We start from the raw sequence: 17,080 nt of genomic DNA on the forward strand, positions 1-17,080 counted from the left end.
AACCCCCTGAAATTCCCACTAAACTCCGTTTTGTCCACCGTGGACACACCTCCCCCCAAGGTCGCTTTCCGCCCCCAACCCGTCCCCTCCGGCTTGGAAACCCTCCCCCGGCCCGCTACTCTCCGCCCCCAAAGGAGACCCCCATGCCCTGCGAGACGACCCTCTCCCTGATCCGCCGCTACTACGACGCCTTTAATGCGGGCGACCCCGAGGGGATGCTCGCCTGCCTGACCGACGACGTCGAGCATCGGGTGAACGAGGGCGGGCACCGGATCGGCAAGGCGAAGTTCCGGGAGTTCTGCGGCCACATGGGGGTCAGCTACCGGGAGCAACTGCACGACCTCACCATCTTCGCGACCGACGATGGCTCCCGAGGCGCAGCCGAATTCATGGTCCACGGGGAGTATCTGAAGACCGACCCCGGACTGCCGGAGGCGAAGGGCCAGACCTACATCCTCCCCGCCGGGGGGTTCTTCGAGGTCCGCGACGGTCTCATCTCCCGCATCACCACCTTCTACAACCTGAACGACTGGATCGCGCAGGTCAGCCGATGAACATCGACGAGATCGACGTCCGGGTCCTGCGCGGCCCCGACCTGGAAGCCGCCCTCGATGGTGTCGCCCAACTGCGGATCACCGTGTTCCGGGAGTGGCCCTATCTTTATGACGGGTCGCTGGACTACGAACGCGAATACCTCTCCACCTACCGCGACAATCCGGGGGCGCTGCTGGTCGGGGCCTTCCATGACGGGCAGCTGATCGGCGCCTCGACCTCCACCCCGATGGAGGACCACGCGCCGGAGTTCTCGGCGCCGTTCCGTGACCTCGGGATCCCGCCGGAAAACATCCTCTACGGGGCGGAGTCGGTTCTGCTGCGGCCCTACCGGGGCATCGGACTGGGTCACCGTTTCATCGACCTGCGCGAGGACCACGCCCGCGCGCTGGGGCGGACCCATGTGGCCTTCTGCTCGGTCATCCGGCCCGACGATCACCCTGCCCGGCCAGCGATCTACCGGAAAAACGACAGCTTCTGGATGGGCCGGGGCTATGATCCCCTGCCCGGCGTGGTCGCCCGGTTCAGCTGGAAGGATGTGGGCGACACCGGCGAGACCGAGAAACCGCTGCAGTTCTGGATGCGGGAGCTGTGATCCGAGGACGTGTCCACGGTGGACAAATCCTGATCCACCCGTCTTTTCCGAGACTTGCTCGCGACGTTAGGGATTTCTTAACAGTGTCGCCCCGCCGGGTCCCGACCACGGCGGATCAGGCCCGATGGCGCTGGAAGCCGGTCTGTTCCGCCCCTTCGATGACCGGACCGCCGCCCGGAATCTCCTTGGCGAAGAGGCTTTTCTTCGTGACCCGAAGCTGCAGCACCGGCCCATGTCCCGGTGACGGCACCGCATCGTCCACCACCTTGCAGAAGGTTCCGAACGGGGTCGTCTCGCACTCCATCACCTTGCCGTTCTTGACCACCCGCGTGATCTTGCGGCCTGCGCTCATTTCGACCACCACGTCGGCCAGATCGCCGCGCAGCTTCACCTGTTTTCCGGCCATGCCGAACCCCTTTCCCGTTTCAGGACGATCACTTCAACAATGACGAGCACAGCCGGGCCGCGTCGAGGATGGGCACGGTCACCGACTCGTAGGCGACGGCCAGCGGGTCCTTGAAGCTTTGGTCGAAGGCGAGCCCCTGACTGGTTTCCGACACCACGGCAGCGCCAACGCTGCTGGTCGAGGTATTGGTCGGTGCCTTCAAAGCGTCGATCACCGCCGTCGCGGTGTTGGGCGGAGTGTTTGCATCGATGTTCACCGAGACCGACGGAACTGGTGCGACCGGCGCGGCGGCGGGCAAGGGCCTGGCGGCCGAGCCGCTGGCCCCCAGACGACGCTTCTGGTTGTAGGTGAACTGGATCTGCCGCGTCAGATAGGTGCGCGTCACGATATGCACGTCGCAGCGCTGGCCCTTGGCCATGGCATCGGTATCGGCACAGGGCGCCGTCATATCCTCGGGCACCTTGGTATAGCCCAGCTGGCGATAAAGCTTGGACTTGCGGTCCAGCAGCACCGGACAGACCGTCTGATGGAAGTCGTGACTGTCGATCAGGGCCGACAGGAACGGCACCCCGAAGGCGCGGACATCGACGAACTTCATGCTGACGGTGTCCAGCGAGCCGACCGAAAACACCCCGGAGAAGACCGGCGCGATGGCCCCGAGCGAGGCGGAAGAGGCGGCACTGCCGGTGATTGTCGGGAAGTTGACCGCAGGAAGCTCTTTCATGCCGGTCAGGTCGCCGGTCGAGGTTCCTGACGGCATCAGCGCGCCGATGTTGTCGCGGCTGGACAGGTAAGCAAGCGCCTGCTGCCGCATGCTGCCCATCCGCCCCATGTACAGCGATGTTGCCTCGTCCACCCCTCCTGAGGCAGGGGTGTAGATCAGATAGACATCGCCAACCTGCACCTCGCCACGCGGCGGATAGACCGGTGTCATGCCGATGGCCCGGGTCTGCGCGAAATACTCCAGACGAAGGTCACGCTGCACCAAAGGGGCGCAGCCCAGCAAAACCAGAAGAAATGCGACGGCAATGCGCAGTGGCATGGTGAATGCTCCGTAAAAATTCCGTAATCAATATGCTTTTACACTGCGCCTTTTTCCCCGTTTTTGCAACGATTCCGCTCTCAGCCCCTCCTCCGGCAGCCTGCAAGCGTACCAGAACGCCTGCGCCCTGACGCGGATGCCTTGCGGCCATCGCACCGCGCGCGCCTCTGCCCGCGCTCCCTCCCACACGAATTCGCTTGAAAACCGGGCCTTTCGGGGGCATACGGCGGCCCGGGCGCCTGCGGGAAACACCTCGCGGGCCCATCTGCAATGGAGAGACCATGGCCAAGGAAGACATTCTCGAATTCCCCGGTGTCGTGAAGGAACTCCTGCCGAACGCGACATTCAGGGTCGAACTCGAGAACGGCCATGAACTTATCGCGACGATGGCAGGCAAGATGCGCAAGAACCGCATCCGGGTTCTGGCCGGCGACAAGGTGCAGGTCGAGATGACCCCCTACGACCTGTCGAAGGGTCGCATCAACTATCGCTTCAAGTAACTGATCTTGCGGCTTATCCTGGGATCCGGCAGCCCGCGTCGCAAGGAATTGCTGGCGGGGCTTGGCATCATGCCCGACCTGATCCTGCCCCCCGACATCGATGAGACCCCGCAGAAGGGCGAATTGCCGCGCCCCTATGCGCTGCGGCTGGCGCGGGAGAAGGCGCTGGCGGTGCCAGCAGGCCCCGAGGACGTCGTGCTGTGTGCCGATACCACCGTTGCCCTGGGGCGGCGCATCCTGGGCAAGCCCGAGGACGCGGGAGAGGCTGCAGCCTTCCTGACAGCCCTCGCCGGGCGGCGGCACCAGGTGATCACCGGGATCGCGGTGCGCCGGGGCGACCGGATGCTGTCGCGTGACAGTGTCAGCGTGGTGCGGATGAAGCGGCTTTCGGATGACGAGTTGAACGCCTATCTCGCCAGCGGCGAATGGCAGGGCAAGGCCGGGGGCTATGGCATCCAGGGATTGGCGGGGGCGTTGATCCCGTGGATTTCCGGGTCCTTCACCGGCATCATGGGCTTGCCGGTGGCCGAGACGGCGGCGCTGTTGACCTCCATCGGCTATCCGGTCTGGAGGCAGGCATGAAGGGACGGCTTCTGGTTCTGGACGAGATCGACGGGCGGCAGGCTGCCGCGCTGATGGTCGACGGGCGGCTGGAGGAACTGGCCATCGACCCGGCCGATGATATGGCGATCCCCGGCGCGATCTACCGGGCCGTGGCGGACCGGCCGGTGAAGGGCCAGGGCGGAATCTTCGTCAAGCTTCCGGGTGGCTCGGGCTTCCTGCGGCAGATTTCCGGGGTGGCGCCCGGTCAGCGGCTGCTGGTGCAGGTTACCGGCCCGGCCGAGCCCGGCAAGGCGCTGCCGGTGACGACACGGCTGCTGTTCAAGTCGCGCTTTGCGATCGTGACCCCGGATGCGCCGGGCCTGAACATCAGCCGCCGGATCAAGGACGAGGAGCGGCGAGCCGAGCTGTCGGCCATGGCCGAGGCCGGAATGGCCGGCGCGGACGGGCGGCTTGGGCTGATCCTGCGGTCGGGTTGCATGGAGGCCGAGGATCAAGCCGTGGCCGAGGACATCGCCGCGATGCGGGGCCTTGCCGAGGCGGTGCTGGCCGATCTGTCGGGCGGGCCGGAGCTTCTGGTCGATGGCCCTTCGGCGCATGACCTGGCGTTCCGCGACTGGCTGGACCCGGCGGTGGACGATGCGGATACCGAGCCGGAGAGCTTTGAACGCCACGGGGTGCATGAGGCGGTGGAAGCGCTGCTTGCCGCCCGCGTCGATCTGGAGGCCGGGGCAAGCATGGTGATCGAGCCGACCCGGGCGCTGGTGGCAGTGGATGTGAACACCGGGCCGGATACGTCGCCTGCGGCGGCGCTGAAGGCGAATGTCGCGGCGGCGCGCGACCTGCCGCGGCAGCTCCGGCTGCGCGGGCTTGGCGGGCAGGTGGTGGTGGACTTCGCGCCGATGCCCAAGCGCGAGCGGCATATCCTGGATCAGGTGCTGAAGGCCGCGTTCAAGTCCGACGGCGAGGCGAACCTGGCAGGCTGGACCACGCTGGGCCTTTACGAGCTGACCCGGAAACGCGACCGGCTGCCGCTGGGCCAGCTGGTGCCCCGGGGGCAGGCATGAGCTGCCCGATCTGCGGCAAACCCGTGGTGGTTGCCTACCACCCCTTCTGCTCACGCCGCTGCGCCGATGTGGACCTGGGCCGCTGGCTGAACGAGAGCTACCGCATCCCGGCCGAGAGCGAGGACGAAGCCGAGGATGGGCCCGCCGACGAGACCCCGCCAAAGGCGCATTGAGGGTCGTTTTCCCTCTGGACAGCCCCCCGCCCCTTGAGTATCACCCGCCCACCAAAGGGGCAGCGCCCCATGGCCTCGGTGCCCAGATAGCTCAGTTGGTAGAGCAGCGGATTGAAAATCCGCGTGTCGCTGGTTCGATTCCGGCTCTGGGCACCATAAATCTTCTTGTAACTATTTAAAATCAACAGCATAGACTATCATTTGTGTTTTTGATCCCCCTTGGCATCCACCTTTCGTGGCGCACTGCGATCTTCTCTTGGGCACAGTGAATGCTGCGTCTCGGAGATGTTTCGACGGAGGGACATCGGGCAGACAGCTTAGGCATACACTTCGTCTGGCACGAGAGTGACCCGATAGCCACTTCCTGAAATGAGGTTTCCGCCAATGTTTGGAATTGGGCCGCGCGTCCCACCCATCGGCGAGGCGGCGACAACCCTGGCAGTGCTCGCTCCCAGGAAGACATCACGTCAAATTGCAGCCACCTGATCTTCGCAGCCTTCATGCTGATAGGATCTACGGCGCGTATCACGGCAATCTGACAGGTTGCAATTTGACGGGTTGCAGCTTGACGGCATGTTGCATTTCCATTTCGAACGGCAGGCACCACTCTCACCAGGTACCTAGCGGGTCTATGCACCCGGACGCAGAAACGTCGTTTCAGTCAGGAGAGGCGCCGGCAGAGTATTCTCGCTCTGCGCACTCGGCGCTCTCTGTCGGGTCGTCAGCACCCACCGAAATAGTCCCTAAGGTAATCGCCGTTTGCAATCACATCGAACGAGGCTGAAATGTGCTCGCCGCAAGCTTGCCACTATGTGGATTTTGGTCTGCGTCTCGGCTAACCTCCGGCGACCGAACTTCAAGGATCTTCTCAAGTACGGCATCGATCGACAACGGCTCCGACCTTGGCATTGAGGCCAGCCTCTTCAAGACCGCCGACAAGCTTCGCGGCAACATGGAGCCTTCGGACTACAAGCACGTCGGGAAACCGGACTAACGTCGGAGGAAATCGCTTTCTATGACGCGCTGGCGGATAGCCAGAGCGCCGTCGACACGCTGGGCAATGACCAGTTGAAGATTATCGCACATGCATTGCTCAAGGGACTTAAAGCGAATTTCAGCATTGATTGGGCGCATCGAGACAGCGCGAGGGCTCGGCTGCGCGTGCTGGTCAAGCGGATTCTCCGGAAGTATGGCTATCCACCTGATCTGGAGGACGCTGCGGTGCGCGGGGTGTAGCTCTAAGCTGAGGCGCTGCTAGCGACCATGCAGACTTGACGACGTTCCAGCCAGCGCAATCCCAAGGGCCGCAGTGGCCCCAAGGGATGGGTTTCGATACCCAAGCGATGGCAAACCCAATTGAAAGGAACTGCACACCGCATTGGAAGCACGAAATTGGCGCCTCCCGCCACGGCGTCTGTGAGGTCGCACTCGGCCCTTAGCCGCCGTTCGACCTCGCCCCAGGCTGTCTGGCCCCATCGCTCTTGTGCAGGCGATGCCCGCCTGGGAAAGCGATGCTGTTGAAAGTCAGGCCGCCCTCACACGTCGCTAGTCCTGCCGTTCCCTTGTGCTCACTTGCGTCCGGCGCGTTAGCTGCAGGCACCGCTTATCACGCAGCTTCGATCGCAGGCGCGATTGCCCGGGAAGCCCAAGCTGCCAGCGCTTCGCAGTCTGGTGGCAGACGGCTGGCCAGTCCTCCGGCAAATTCCTCAAAGCCAGCCAGGTTCAAGCCATTCACTCCGACGATCACAGGTATCCCCAACGCCAGTGCCTCGGCGATCACCCCGCGAAAGCCGCGGCCTTCGGCTTCATGTTTGCCGAATTTGTTGACTATCAGAACATCTGCGCCACCCGCGAGGCTGGCTGCAACCAACCCGACAGCTGTTTCCAATGCGGCGGGGTCAAGCCTGCAACCGCGTGCAGACGGGCCGAGGTCCTGACTGATACGCAGGACCGGGCCATCTGGCAGAACCTGCACATCCATGTCGCAGGGGCCGGAGTCTGCTCGCTCGGAATTAATCTGTACGGTGCCGCAACATCTGAGACCACACGCGCCAAGATCGGCGGCGAGTTTGTGGAGAATGAGGTCGGTATCACCCCGACCGGGCGCCATCGTGTAGGCAAGGTTCATCTTGGTAGTCCTCAGTTTGGGCAAAAGGGCTGGAATTCAACCAATGCCCCAGCGGGAAGAATGTCAGCATCGGCGGGTAGGTAGATCAGGCCAGACGCCATGGAGAGGCCCGCCACCCGAGAGGAATGCGTCTCGGGCTCAAAGCTTACGACTTCCCGTCCGTGCGGATCAAAACCGGTGCAATACGCGGGGCGAACCTCGCAACGCCCTGGATTGCGGGTGATGTCCTGTGAGATGACGACATGCCTGCGTGCGACGCCGTGGCCAATTTCGCCTGTCAGGCGCTTGACCAGCGCCTCGCCGAACAGATGCCAGGTGATGAAGGCAGACAGCGGGTTGCCGGGAAGGCCAAGCCACAGGGCCCCCCGGACCTGCCCGAACGATATCGGCTTGCCCGGTTTGATTGCGACGCCGCTGAAGATGATATCGGCCCCCTTGGCGGTGAGGGCAGGCTTCACATGATCCTCTTCGCCAACTGAAATCCCGCCCGTGGTGATCAACAGGTCAGCGATTTCCGCCAGTTCGGCGATCTGCAGGAACAACCCATCCCGGCTGTCGAGACCCGTTTCAATGGCGACCAGATCGATGTTCGGTCGCATCAAGGCCGCGCGCAGCATTGGCGTGTTCACGTCCCAGATCTGCGCCGCTGACCGGTCTGCGCCCGCCTGCCGGATTTCATCGCCGGTCACCAGAAGCGCCACGCGCAGGGGTCTGCGGACGCGCACCTGTGCCGCCCCGGCTGCGGCGCAGACCGCGATTTCGCGGGTGCCGAGGCGTCTCCCCTTTTGCAGGACGAGTGCGCCCGCAGCCATCTCGCTGCCTGCGCGGCGGATGTTCAGGCCGGGATTCGGGCGGTGGTCGATGCGGATGGTGCAGCCGGTCCGCTGGACGTCTTCCTGCATCACGACGGCATCCGCGCCGACCGGGATCGGGGCGCCGGTGAAGATGCGGCTGGCTTGCAGACCTGACAGCGGCGCGGCTGTCTGCCCGGCGGGAATACGCGCGGCGACGGGCACGTCCCACGGACCCTGACCGGTCAAGGCAGACGTTGCGACTGCATAACCATCCATCGCGGAATTGTCGAAAGGCGGTGTGGGTAGAAGCGCTGTGACCGGGTCGGCAAGGATGCGGCCAAGGGCGTTATCGGTCGCAAGAAGCTCGGTTCCCGTGACCGCAGTCGTCCGGTCGCGGATCAGTGCCAGGGCGTCATCGACGCTGAGGAGGGCTTTGGCCGTGTCGCGCCGGTCGCAGCCACAGCCTGACGTGCCGATGGGGTGCAGGATCGTCATTCCGCTGCCTCCTCTTTGAAATGGCCCGGCCCGATGGTGCAGTCCAGATCGCGCAGGCGGCCATCTTTCAGGCCGTAGATCAGACCGTGGACGCGAACATTCGCGCCGCGCCGCCACGCCCGCTGCAGGATCGGCGTCTCGCAGACGCGGCGCACACCTTCGACCACGTTGAATTCGGCCAGACGGTCGCGCCGGCCTTCCATGTCCGGTTCGCGACCCAGATCAACGGCATAGGCCCGCGCCAGACGTCGGATCGGTTCAAGCCAGTGGTCCACCAGACCATGCGGCAGGTCCTCGGTCGCGGCCTTGATCCCGCCGCAGCCGTAATGGCCGCAGACGATGATTTCCCGCACCTTCAGCGCCTCGACCGCGAATTCCAGCGACGAAAGCAGGTTCATGTCGGACGAGTGGATGATGTTTGCGACGTTGCGGTGGACGAAGACCTCGCCCGGATCCAGACCCGCGACCACGTTGGCGGGCACCCGGCTGTCGGAACAGCCGATCCAGAAATATTCAGGCGCCTGCAGGGCGGCAAGCCGGGTGAAGTAGTCGGGCTCCTGGGCCTGCCGGTTTGCCGACCAGATTCGGTTGCGTGCCATCAGGTCATTCAGCATCAGGTGTCTCCGCATAGGGGGACAGGCCCCGGCGCGCCCGCATCTGGCGGGACAGTTTTTGCAGATCGCGTCGCGTCAGCCGGGCGCGGGCGATGGGCAGCAGGATGGCGTTTTCGGCGGCAAGGTGACGGCGCACATGACCCGCAAACCGTGTCAGCAACTGGCGATCTTCGGGAGTCAGCCCGGACCCGGTATCCAGGCAGCGGGCAAGGGCCGACCGAAGTCCGGGCAAGAGGCCTGTTGCTTCGTCCAGATCAGTGCGGATCCGGGAGATCGCGCGGGCGATGCCGTCTTCTGCGGGGCAGCGGCGGGCAAGCAGAGGAAAAAGGTCCTCGGCCTCATCCCGCATGTGGATGTTCAGCTCTTCGTTCACAAAGCGCAGGACGGTTCGCGCGGCAGAGGGATCAAAGGACGCGGACAGGGCCAGCCAGTCGATCACGGAACACACCTGACGCTCGCGCAGATGATCAGCGCAGAGAAAGTCCAAAGGGGTCGCAAGCAGCGAGAGGTCGGTCGGCGACAGTCCGTCGCCGCGCCGTGCGATCTGCGTCTGCGAGGAATTCTGGCCCTTCATGCCTACCCCTCGTGCTTTTCAGATCGGTTCCAGGCTTGCGCCGGTGATCTGCGCGCCTTTGGCCAAACCTGCGATGTAGTCCCGCGACGCACGCGCCCAGGCCGCCTTTTCCAGCGCCTGAGCAATCTTCGGGCGCACCGTGTCAAAGGGCAGCACCTGACCCGGCGCAATCGCGTTCAGACGGATGATGTGCCAACCATGGCGCGACAGAACCGGCGCGGGCGTCATGGTGCCCTCGGCCAGGTTGCGCAGGGCGGCCTCGAACTCGGGCACGGTGTCGCCGGGGCCAAGCTGGCCCAGATGGCCGCCTTGCGCCTTTGACCCGCAATCGCTTTCGCGGGCGGCATTGGCAAAGCCTTTGGCATCGCCGTCCAGCCGGACCAGCACGGCCTTGGCGCGGGTCTCGGCCACGGCGGTTTCCGCATCGTCGCGCGGGTCGCAGGCGCACAGGATGTGCGACACGTCCCACAAGGGGGCTGACCGGAACCGTTCAGGGTCCTTGGCCCATTCGGCCTGCACATCGGCATCCGTCACCGGAGCGATGGACAGCGCGTCGTCCAGAAGCGCGCGGATCAATGCCTCATCTTCGGTCTCGACCCGGCCGGGGGACAGCTCTTCCGGGTCCGGCTGCAGTCCGCGCGCCCGAGCCTCTTGCAAGAGAAGGGTTCGGATCGCCAGTGCCTGCGCCGCCTTGCGCCAGGCAATGCCGGGCTTGTCCTTGGGCGCGCTGTGGTTCTGGGCCTCGGCAGCAATCGCCGCCGAGGGGATGGTTTCGCCGTTCACGACGACTTCGGGGAAAAGGGCCATGTTCATCGCGATCACTCCGCCGGTGTGGTGGCTTTGGGGCCGGATTTGCCTTGCCGGGCGTCATAGTCGCGGCGGCGTTCATCCAGCGGGCGACGGCGGCGTGAGCGCACGATCTGGTAGCCGGGCCGGGTCAGGAGATAGCGGAAGGGCGCGGCAAAGCCGGACCAGATGTGCACCAGCCGGGTGAAGGGGAACAGCATGGTGATGATCAGGCCAAGGAAGATGTGCAGCTTGAACAGCCAGTGCACATCCACCACGGTGACCCAGGCGTTCACGTTCCAGGTGACCACGCTTTGCGACCATTCCATGAAGCGGATCATTTCGGCCCCGTCCATGTGTTGCAGCGACTGGGTGATCGTCAGCAGGCCGATGGCAAGCTGCAGCCAGATCAGCAGCAGGATCAGGATGTCCAACGTTGTCGAGGTGGCGCGGATGCGGGGGTCGGTCAGGCGGCGGTGGATCAGCATCGTGCCGCCGATCAGCGCGGCAAGGCCCGCCGGACCGCCGATCAGCACGGCCAGCCATTGCTTCAGCCCGTAGGGCACGCCAAGCGCATCCAGCACCCAGACCGGGGTGAAAAGGCCGACAAGGTGGCCAAAGAACACCGTCAGGATGCCGACATGGAACAGGATTGATCCCCAGATCAGTTGCTTCTTGCGCAAAAGCTGGCTGGAGGAGCTTTTCCAGGTGAAGGGGTCGCGTTCATAGCGCGCGATGGAGCCGACAAGGAACACGGTCAGCGCGACATAGGGCATGACCCCGAAGATGACGAAGTTGATGTCGAAATCGCCGAACATGTCATGCGCTCCTGTTCAGGGGGTTGGGGGCTGGCTTGTCCATGGTGGCCAGCATGTCGCGGACCTGCGGGCAGCCAGCGTTTGGGTCGGGCCCGAAGGTCACTTCGGTTTCCTCCCACACCGCATCCAGCGCGGTGAGATCGGTCGGATCGTCGTCGGCCTGCGCCAGCATTCCCGCCACGGCTTCGACATCGGCCTGTCCGCCTGCCAGCTGGGAAAGAGCGGCGAACGCGGCGTCATATCCGCTTTCGCGCCGGACCAGACGGGTTGCGAGAGCGTCAAGGATATGCGCCGCGTCCGCCAAGGTTTCCTGCGCTTCGGCAAAGGGACGCGTCGACAGGAATTCCAGCAGCACCGGCAGGTGGTCGGGCAGTTCCGTGGTGGCAGGCTCAAAACCCGCCGCCCGGTAGGTTTCGATCAGGCTGACCATCGCACCGCCCCGGTCCCGGCTTTCGCCGTGGACATGTTCGAAGAGGTTCAATGACAGCGTGCGTGAGCGGTCGAACAGCATGACATAGCTTTCCTGCACGTCGAACAGGTCACCCTGTCCGAGGTTGCTGGTCAGCCGTTGCAACGCCGCACGGGTTGCGGGCTTCAACCGGGGATCGGCGGCCAGTACAGACCCAATCTCGGGCATGGCCTCCTGCAGTTCCGCCGTCGGATAGCTGAGGATCAGTGACAGTGCCTTGAGTGTGCGGTCCATCAGAATGACTCCAGCGGAAGGGCGAAGGACTTCTTCTTGCCGCCGAACAGGCTGGTCTTGCCAGTTTCGCCCGAGGAACAGCCGTTGCCGTCGGTGAACCCGCAGCCGCCCCGGATATCCGCGCCGGCTTCGTTCTGTTCGCGGTGCGCGGTGGGGATGGCGAAGCGGTCTTCGTAGTCGGCGATGGCCATGATCTTGTACATGTCCTCGATCATCCGGCCCGACATGCCGACGCGGGCCGCGATGCCTTCGTCGCGGACGCCGTCAACGGTCAGCGCCCGCATGTAAAGGCGCATGGCGGACATGCGCTCCAACGCGTGGACGATGGGTTCTTCGTCGCCTGCCGTCAGCATGTTGGCGAGGTACTGCACCGGGATGCGCAAGCTGCGCACATCGGGCATCTGGTCGCTCATCGCGATCTGACCGGCCTGGGCCGCGTTCTGGATCGGCGACAGCGGCGGGATGTACCAGACCATCGGCAGGGTGCGGTATTCGGGATGCAGCGGGAAGGCGACCTTCCATTCCATCGCCATTTTCCAGATCGGGCTGACCTTGGCGGATTCGATCCAGTCCTCCGGCACGCCATCACGGCGGGCGGCGGCGATCACTTCGGGGTCGTTAGGGTCAAGGAACACATCCAGCTGCGCGCCGTAGAGGTCGGTCTCGCGTTCCGCGCTGGCGGCGGCCTCGATCTTGTCGGCGTCGTAGAGGATCACCCCCAGATAGCGGATGCGCCCGACGCAGGTTTCCGAACAGACGGTGGGCTGGCCGGACTCAATCCGCGGATAGCAGAAGGTGCATTTCTCGGATTTGCCGGATTCCCAGTTGTAATAGACCTTCTTGTACGGGCAGCCGGTGATGCACATCCGCCAGCCGCGGCACTTTTCCTGGTCGATCAGCACGATGCCGTCTTCCTCGCGCTTGTAGATCGCGCCCGAGGGGCAGGAGGCGGCGCAGGTCGGGTTCAGGCAGTGTTCGCACAGGCGCGGCAGATACATCATGAAGGTATTCTCATACTCTCCGTAGATCTGCTTCTGGATGTTCTCGAAGTTGTAGTCCTTGGACCGTTTCGAGAATTCGCCGCCCAGGATTTCCTCCCAGTTCGGGCCCTTTTCGATCTTCTCCATCCTTTCGCCCGTGATCTTGGAGCGGGGGCGCGCGGTGGGGAAGGCGTTCATGTCGGGCGCGGATTTCAGGTGGTCATAGTCGAAATCGAACGGCTCATAGTAGTCGTCGATTTCCGGCATCGAGGGGTTGGCGAAGATGTTCGCCAGAATCCGCCATTTCGACCCCTGCTTGGGGTGCAGCTTGCCCGATTTCGATCGCGACCAGCCGCCATTCCAGCGCTTCTGGTTTTCCCAGTCGGTCGGATAGCCGGTACCGGGCTTAGTTTCGACGTTGTTGAACCAAGCGTACTCGACGCCTTCGCGGCTGGTCCAGACGTTCTTGCAGGTGACGGAACAGGTGTGACAGCCGATGCACTTGTCCAGGTTCAGAACTTTGCCGATTTGCGCGCGAACTTTCATTCCGCTGCCTCCACATTGCGGGTTGCGGGCGTATCCAGCCAGTCAACTTTCTTCATTTTCCGCACGATCACGAACTCGTCGCGGTTGCTGCCGACGGTGCCGTAGTAGTTGAACCCGTAGGACAATTGCGCATAGCCGCCGATCATGTGGGTGGGCTTCAGCGTTGTGCGGGTGACCGAGTTGTGGATGCCGCCGCGATTGCCAGTCTTTTCCGATCCGGGCGTGTTCACGATCTTTTCCTGCGCGTGGTACATGAAGAGCGTGCCCTGCTTGATGCGCTGGGACACCACCACCCGCGCGGTCAGCGCGCCGTTGCTGTTGTAGGCCTCGACCCAGTCGTTATCGACCAGCCCGGCCTTCTTGGCATCGACCTCGGACATCCAGACCACCGGCCCGCCGCGGTTCAGCGTCAGCATCAGAAGGTTGTCTGTATAGGTGGAATGGATGCCCCATTTCTGGTGCGGCGTGATGAAGTTCAGCACGACATGCGGGTTGCCCTCGGCTGCGTCGTTGTTGACGGCCTTGGTGATGGTCTTCAGGTCCACCGGCGGGCGATAGCTGACGAAACCTTCGCCGAAGGCCCGCATCCAGAGGTGATCCTGATACAGCTGCTGGCGGCCGGTCAGGGTGCGCCACGGGATCAGCTCGTGCACGTTGGTATAGCCCGCGTTGTAGCAGACCGTTTCCGATTCAATCCCCGACCAGGTGGGACTGGAGATGATCTTGCGCGGTTGCGCCGCGATGTCGCGGAAGCGGATCTTGGTGTGATGCGCGCCTTCGGCAAGGTGGGCATGGTGGCGGCCGGTGGGTTTTTCCAGCTCTTCCCACGCCTTGACGGCCACTTCGCCGTTGGTTTCGGGGGCCAGCATCAGGATCATTTCCGCCGCCTGAATAGCGGTATCCAGCTTGGCGAGACCATGCGACACGCCCTCATCGTGCACCACGCCGTTCAGATCGCGCAGCAGGCCAACCTCGACCTTGGTATCCCAGTTGATCCCCTTGCCGCCGTTGCCGAGTTTTTCCAGCAGCGGGCCGACCGAGGTGAACTTCTTGTAGAGGTTCGGATAATCCCGCTCGACCGCGATATAGTTCGGCGCGGTCTTGCCGGGGATCAGGTCACATTCGCCCTTCTTCCAGTCGCGGACATGCGCCTGCGCCAACTCGCCGGGGGTGTCGTGCAGCAGGGGAAGCTGGACGATGTCGGTCTCAACCCCCAGCACTTCCGGGGCGACTTCGCTGAACTTCTTCGCGATGGACTTGAAGATTTCCCAGTCGGATTTCGACTCGTAGGCCGGGTCCACCGCCGCCTGCAGCGGGTGGATGAAGGGGTGCATGTCGGACGTGTTCAGGTCGTCCTTTTCGTACCAGCTGGCCGTCGGCAGCACGATGTCGGAATAGACGCAGGTGGTGGACATCCGGAAGTCGATGGTCACCAGCAGGTCAAGTTTTCCCTTCGGCGCCTCGTCATGCCAGACGGCCTCGACCGGCTTGGCGTGACCTTCCTCGCCCAGATCCTTGCCCATCACGCCGTGATCGGTGCCCAGCAGGTGCTTGAGGAAGTATTCATGCCCCTTGCCCGACGACCCCAGCAGGTTCGAGCGCCAGACAAACAGGTTGCGCGGCCAGTTCTCCGGGGCGTCCGGGTCTTCGCAGGACATCTGCAGACGGCCTGCCTTCAACTCCTCGGCCACATAGGCCGGAATGGCCTTGCCTGCGGCCTTGGCCGCTTTCGACACCTCCAGCGGGTTGGTCTTCAGCTGCGGGGCCGAAGGCAGCCAGCCCATCCGTTCGGCGCGGATGTTGTAGTCGATCAGGGAGATATCCCAGTCGCCCTTGGGTGCGGTCGGCGACAGGATCTCGCCCGCGCGGAGCGTCTCATAGCGCCACTGGTCGGTATGGGCATACCAGGCAGAGGTTGAGTTCATGTGCCGCGGCGGGCGGTTCCAGTCCAGCGCGAAGGCCAGAGGTGCCCAGCCGGTCTGCGGGCGCAGCTTCTCCTGCCCCACATAATGCGACCAGCCGCCGCCTTCCTGACCGATGCAACCGCACATCACCAGCATGTTGATGATGCCGCGGTAGTTCATGTCCATGTGGTACCAGTGGTTCAAACCGGCCCCGAGGATGACCATGCTTTTGCCATGGGTTTTTTCGGCATTGCCCGCGAATTCCCGCGCGACGGCGATGATCTTCTCGCGCGCGACGCCGGTGATCTTTTCGGCCCACGCCGGGGTATAGGGGCTGTCGTCGTTGAAGTCCTTGGACACCCATTTGCCGCCAAGACCCCGGTCAAGGCCATAGTTGGCGCAGAAGAGGTCGAACACCGTGGCGACCAGTGCCTGCGACCCGTCAGCGAGGGTCACGCGGCGGGCTGGGATATTGCGGGTCAACACCTCGGGGTGGTCGCATTTCACGAAATCGCCGGTTGCGACGCCGCCGAAATAGGGGAAGTCGACGCCGACAACCTCGTCATGATGCTCGTCCAGGATCTGGCTGAGCCGCAGGTTCGCCTCGGCCCCCTTGGCACGTTGTTCCAGGTTCCACTTGCCCTCTTCGCCCCAGCGGAAACCGATGGAGCCGTTGGGGGCGACGATCTGGCCCGAAGCCTCGTCATAAGCGACCGTCTTCCAGTCGGGGTTGTTGGTTTCGCCCAACTGACCCGCGAAATCCTCGGCCCGCAGCATGCGGCCGGGGACAAGGTGGCCGTCGCGGTCTTCCAGCCGGACCAGCATCGGCATGTCGGTGTATTTGCGGGCGTAGTCCTCGAAATACTCGGCCTGCCGATCCAGGTGATATTCGCGCAGGATCACATGGCCCATCGCCATCGCCATCGCCGCATCGGTGCCCGCCTGCGGGTTCAGCCAGATGTCGCCGAACTTGGCCGCTTCGGAATAGTCAGGGCTGACCACGGCGGACTTGGTGCCGCGATAGCGGACCTCGGTGTAGAAGTGCGCGTCAGGCGTACGGGTCTGCGGGACGTTCGAGCCCCAGAGCATCAGGAACCCGGCGTTGTACCAGTCGGCCGATTCCGGCACGTCGGTCTGTTCGCCCCAGGTCTGCGGGCTGGCGGGCGGCAAGTCGCAATACCAGTCGTAGAACGACATGCAGGTGCCGCCGAGAAGTGACAGATACCGCGAACCGGCGGCATAGCTGACCATCGACATCGCGGGGATCGGCGAGAAGCCGAACACCCGATCCGGGCCATGGGTCTTGGCGGTATAGGCATTGGCTGCGGCGATGATCTCGGTCGCCTCGTCCCAGGTGGCGCGCACGAAGCCGCCCTTGCCGCGCGTCTTGGTATAGCTGGCGCGCAATTTGGGATCGTTCTGGATCGCGGCCCAGGCAGCCACCGGAGCCATGGTGGGCCGCATCTTGCGCCAAGCCCGCATCAGCGCGCCCCGGATCAGCGGGTTCTTCACCCGGTTGGCGGAATAGAGATACCAGCTGTAGGACGCCCCCCGTGCACAGCCGCGCGGTTCATGGTTCGGCAGGCCCGCCCGGGTGCGGGGGTAATCCGTCTGCTGCGTCTCCCAGGTGACGATCCCCGACTTGACGTAGATCTTCCACGAACAGGACCCGGTGCAGTTCACCCCGTGGGTTGACCGCACGATCTTGTCGTGCCGCCAGCGGTTTCTGTAGGTGTCTTCCCAGTCGCGGTTTTCCCGCGTGGTTTGACCCCAGCCATCCGAGAATTGTTCCAACTCCTTGCTCTGGAAGAAGTTCAGTCTGTCGAGAAGGTGGCTCATCTT

General features: G+C 63.9%; 17 protein-coding genes, 1 tRNA gene and 1 pseudogene. 8 read left to right on the top strand and 11 right to left on the bottom strand.

The features are described from left to right. Window positions 1–143: 143 nt before the first annotated feature. Window positions 144–554, top strand: a complete 411-nt coding sequence (locus E8M84_RS10165; protein WP_137111099.1) for a ketosteroid isomerase-related protein — start codon at window positions 144–146, stop codon at window positions 552–554. Then, a complete protein-coding gene (locus E8M84_RS10170; RefSeq protein WP_137111100.1) occupies window positions 551–1,147 on the top strand; it encodes a GNAT family N-acetyltransferase in 597 nt (198 codons plus the stop codon). Before E8M84_RS10165 ends, E8M84_RS10170 begins: the two co-directional genes overlap by 4 nt. A gap of 115 nt (window positions 1,148–1,262) precedes the next feature. Here E8M84_RS10170 and E8M84_RS10175 read toward each other — a convergent pair whose 3' ends face one another. Together E8M84_RS10175 and E8M84_RS10180 are read right to left on the bottom strand one after the other, a co-directional pair. Next, window positions 1,263–1,553 (bottom strand): hypothetical protein, encoded by a 291-nt coding sequence (locus E8M84_RS10175; RefSeq protein WP_137111101.1) that lies wholly within the window; start codon window positions 1,551–1,553, stop codon window positions 1,263–1,265. Between the two features lie 28 nt (window positions 1,554–1,581). Then, a complete protein-coding gene (locus tag E8M84_RS10180) occupies window positions 1,582–2,595 on the bottom strand; it encodes a hypothetical protein (RefSeq protein ID WP_137111102.1) in 1,014 nt (337 codons plus the stop codon). A 281-nt stretch (window positions 2,596–2,876) separates the two neighbouring features. Between E8M84_RS10180 and infA the strand changes: the two genes are divergently transcribed. The 6 genes and pseudogenes from infA to E8M84_RS10215 all read left to right on the top strand — a co-directional run. Continuing rightward, window positions 2,877–3,095: a translation initiation factor IF-1 gene (infA, locus tag E8M84_RS10185; protein ID WP_135450909.1), complete on the top strand. Its 219-nt coding sequence runs from the start codon at window positions 2,877–2,879 to the stop codon at window positions 3,093–3,095. A 6-nt stretch (window positions 3,096–3,101) separates the two neighbouring features. Continuing rightward, window positions 3,102–3,677, top strand: coding sequence for a nucleoside triphosphate pyrophosphatase (locus E8M84_RS10190; protein WP_137111103.1), 576 nt, complete (start codon window positions 3,102–3,104; stop codon window positions 3,675–3,677). Beyond that, window positions 3,674–4,723, top strand: coding sequence for a ribonuclease E/G (locus E8M84_RS10195; RefSeq protein WP_137111104.1), 1,050 nt, complete (start codon window positions 3,674–3,676; stop codon window positions 4,721–4,723). Before E8M84_RS10190 ends, E8M84_RS10195 begins: the two co-directional genes overlap by 4 nt. Next, window positions 4,720–4,896 carry a DNA gyrase inhibitor YacG gene (locus E8M84_RS10200; protein WP_137111105.1) on the top strand — a complete coding sequence of 59 codons (177 nt, stop codon included), beginning with the start codon at window positions 4,720–4,722 and terminating at the stop codon, window positions 4,894–4,896. Before E8M84_RS10195 ends, E8M84_RS10200 begins: the two co-directional genes overlap by 4 nt. Before the next feature lie 80 nt (window positions 4,897–4,976). Then, window positions 4,977–5,052, top strand: a tRNA-Phe gene (locus E8M84_RS10205). 831 nt (window positions 5,053–5,883) lie between these two features. After that, a pseudogene (locus tag E8M84_RS10215) lies at window positions 5,884–6,132 on the top strand (type I restriction enzyme endonuclease domain-containing protein); the annotation flags it as partial. A gap of 370 nt (window positions 6,133–6,502) precedes the next feature. Here E8M84_RS10215 and E8M84_RS10220 read toward each other — a convergent pair. Genes E8M84_RS10220 through E8M84_RS10260 form a run of 9 tightly spaced genes read right to left on the bottom strand, consistent with a single transcriptional unit; the run spans window position 6,503 to window position 17,077 of the window. Then, complete coding sequence (locus E8M84_RS10220) at window positions 6,503–7,024, bottom strand: DUF2478 domain-containing protein (protein WP_137111106.1); 522 nt, start codon at window positions 7,022–7,024, stop codon at window positions 6,503–6,505. An 11-nt stretch (window positions 7,025–7,035) separates the two neighbouring features. Next, window positions 7,036–8,313: a molybdopterin molybdotransferase MoeA gene (locus E8M84_RS10225; protein WP_137111107.1), complete on the bottom strand. Its 1,278-nt coding sequence runs from the start codon at window positions 8,311–8,313 to the stop codon at window positions 7,036–7,038. Next, complete coding sequence (locus E8M84_RS10230; protein WP_137111108.1) at window positions 8,310–8,927, bottom strand: carbonic anhydrase; 618 nt, start codon at window positions 8,925–8,927, stop codon at window positions 8,310–8,312. Before E8M84_RS10230 ends, E8M84_RS10225 begins: the two co-directional genes overlap by 4 nt. Continuing rightward, window positions 8,917–9,501 carry a hemerythrin domain-containing protein gene (locus E8M84_RS10235; protein WP_137111109.1) on the bottom strand — a complete coding sequence of 195 codons (585 nt, stop codon included), beginning with the start codon at window positions 9,499–9,501 and terminating at the stop codon, window positions 8,917–8,919. Before E8M84_RS10235 ends, E8M84_RS10230 begins: the two co-directional genes overlap by 11 nt. An 18-nt stretch (window positions 9,502–9,519) precedes the next feature. Beyond that, window positions 9,520–10,314 carry a peptidylprolyl isomerase gene (locus E8M84_RS10240; protein WP_137111110.1) on the bottom strand — a complete coding sequence of 265 codons (795 nt, stop codon included), beginning with the start codon at window positions 10,312–10,314 and terminating at the stop codon, window positions 9,520–9,522. Between the two features lie 5 nt (window positions 10,315–10,319). After that, window positions 10,320–11,105 (bottom strand): respiratory nitrate reductase subunit gamma, encoded by a 786-nt coding sequence (narI, locus tag E8M84_RS10245; protein ID WP_137111111.1) that lies wholly within the window; start codon window positions 11,103–11,105, stop codon window positions 10,320–10,322. A gap of 1 nt (window position 11,106) precedes the next feature. Next, entirely contained in the window at window positions 11,107–11,808 is a 702-nt protein-coding gene (narJ, locus tag E8M84_RS10250; protein WP_137111112.1) for a nitrate reductase molybdenum cofactor assembly chaperone, read from the bottom strand. After that, entirely contained in the window at window positions 11,808–13,334 is a 1,527-nt protein-coding gene (gene narH, locus E8M84_RS10255; protein WP_137111113.1) for a nitrate reductase subunit beta, read from the bottom strand. The genes narJ and narH overlap by 1 nt, the downstream gene beginning before the upstream one ends. Beyond that, window positions 13,331–17,077, bottom strand: a complete 3,747-nt coding sequence (locus E8M84_RS10260) for a nitrate reductase subunit alpha (protein ID WP_137111114.1) — start codon at window positions 17,075–17,077, stop codon at window positions 13,331–13,333. Before E8M84_RS10260 ends, narH begins: the two co-directional genes overlap by 4 nt. Window positions 17,078–17,080: the final 3 nt, after the last annotated feature.

It is taken from the genome of Rhodobacter sp. SY28-1 (assembly GCF_005222785.1).
Classification (GTDB): Bacteria; Pseudomonadota; Alphaproteobacteria; order Rhodobacterales; family Rhodobacteraceae; genus Tabrizicola.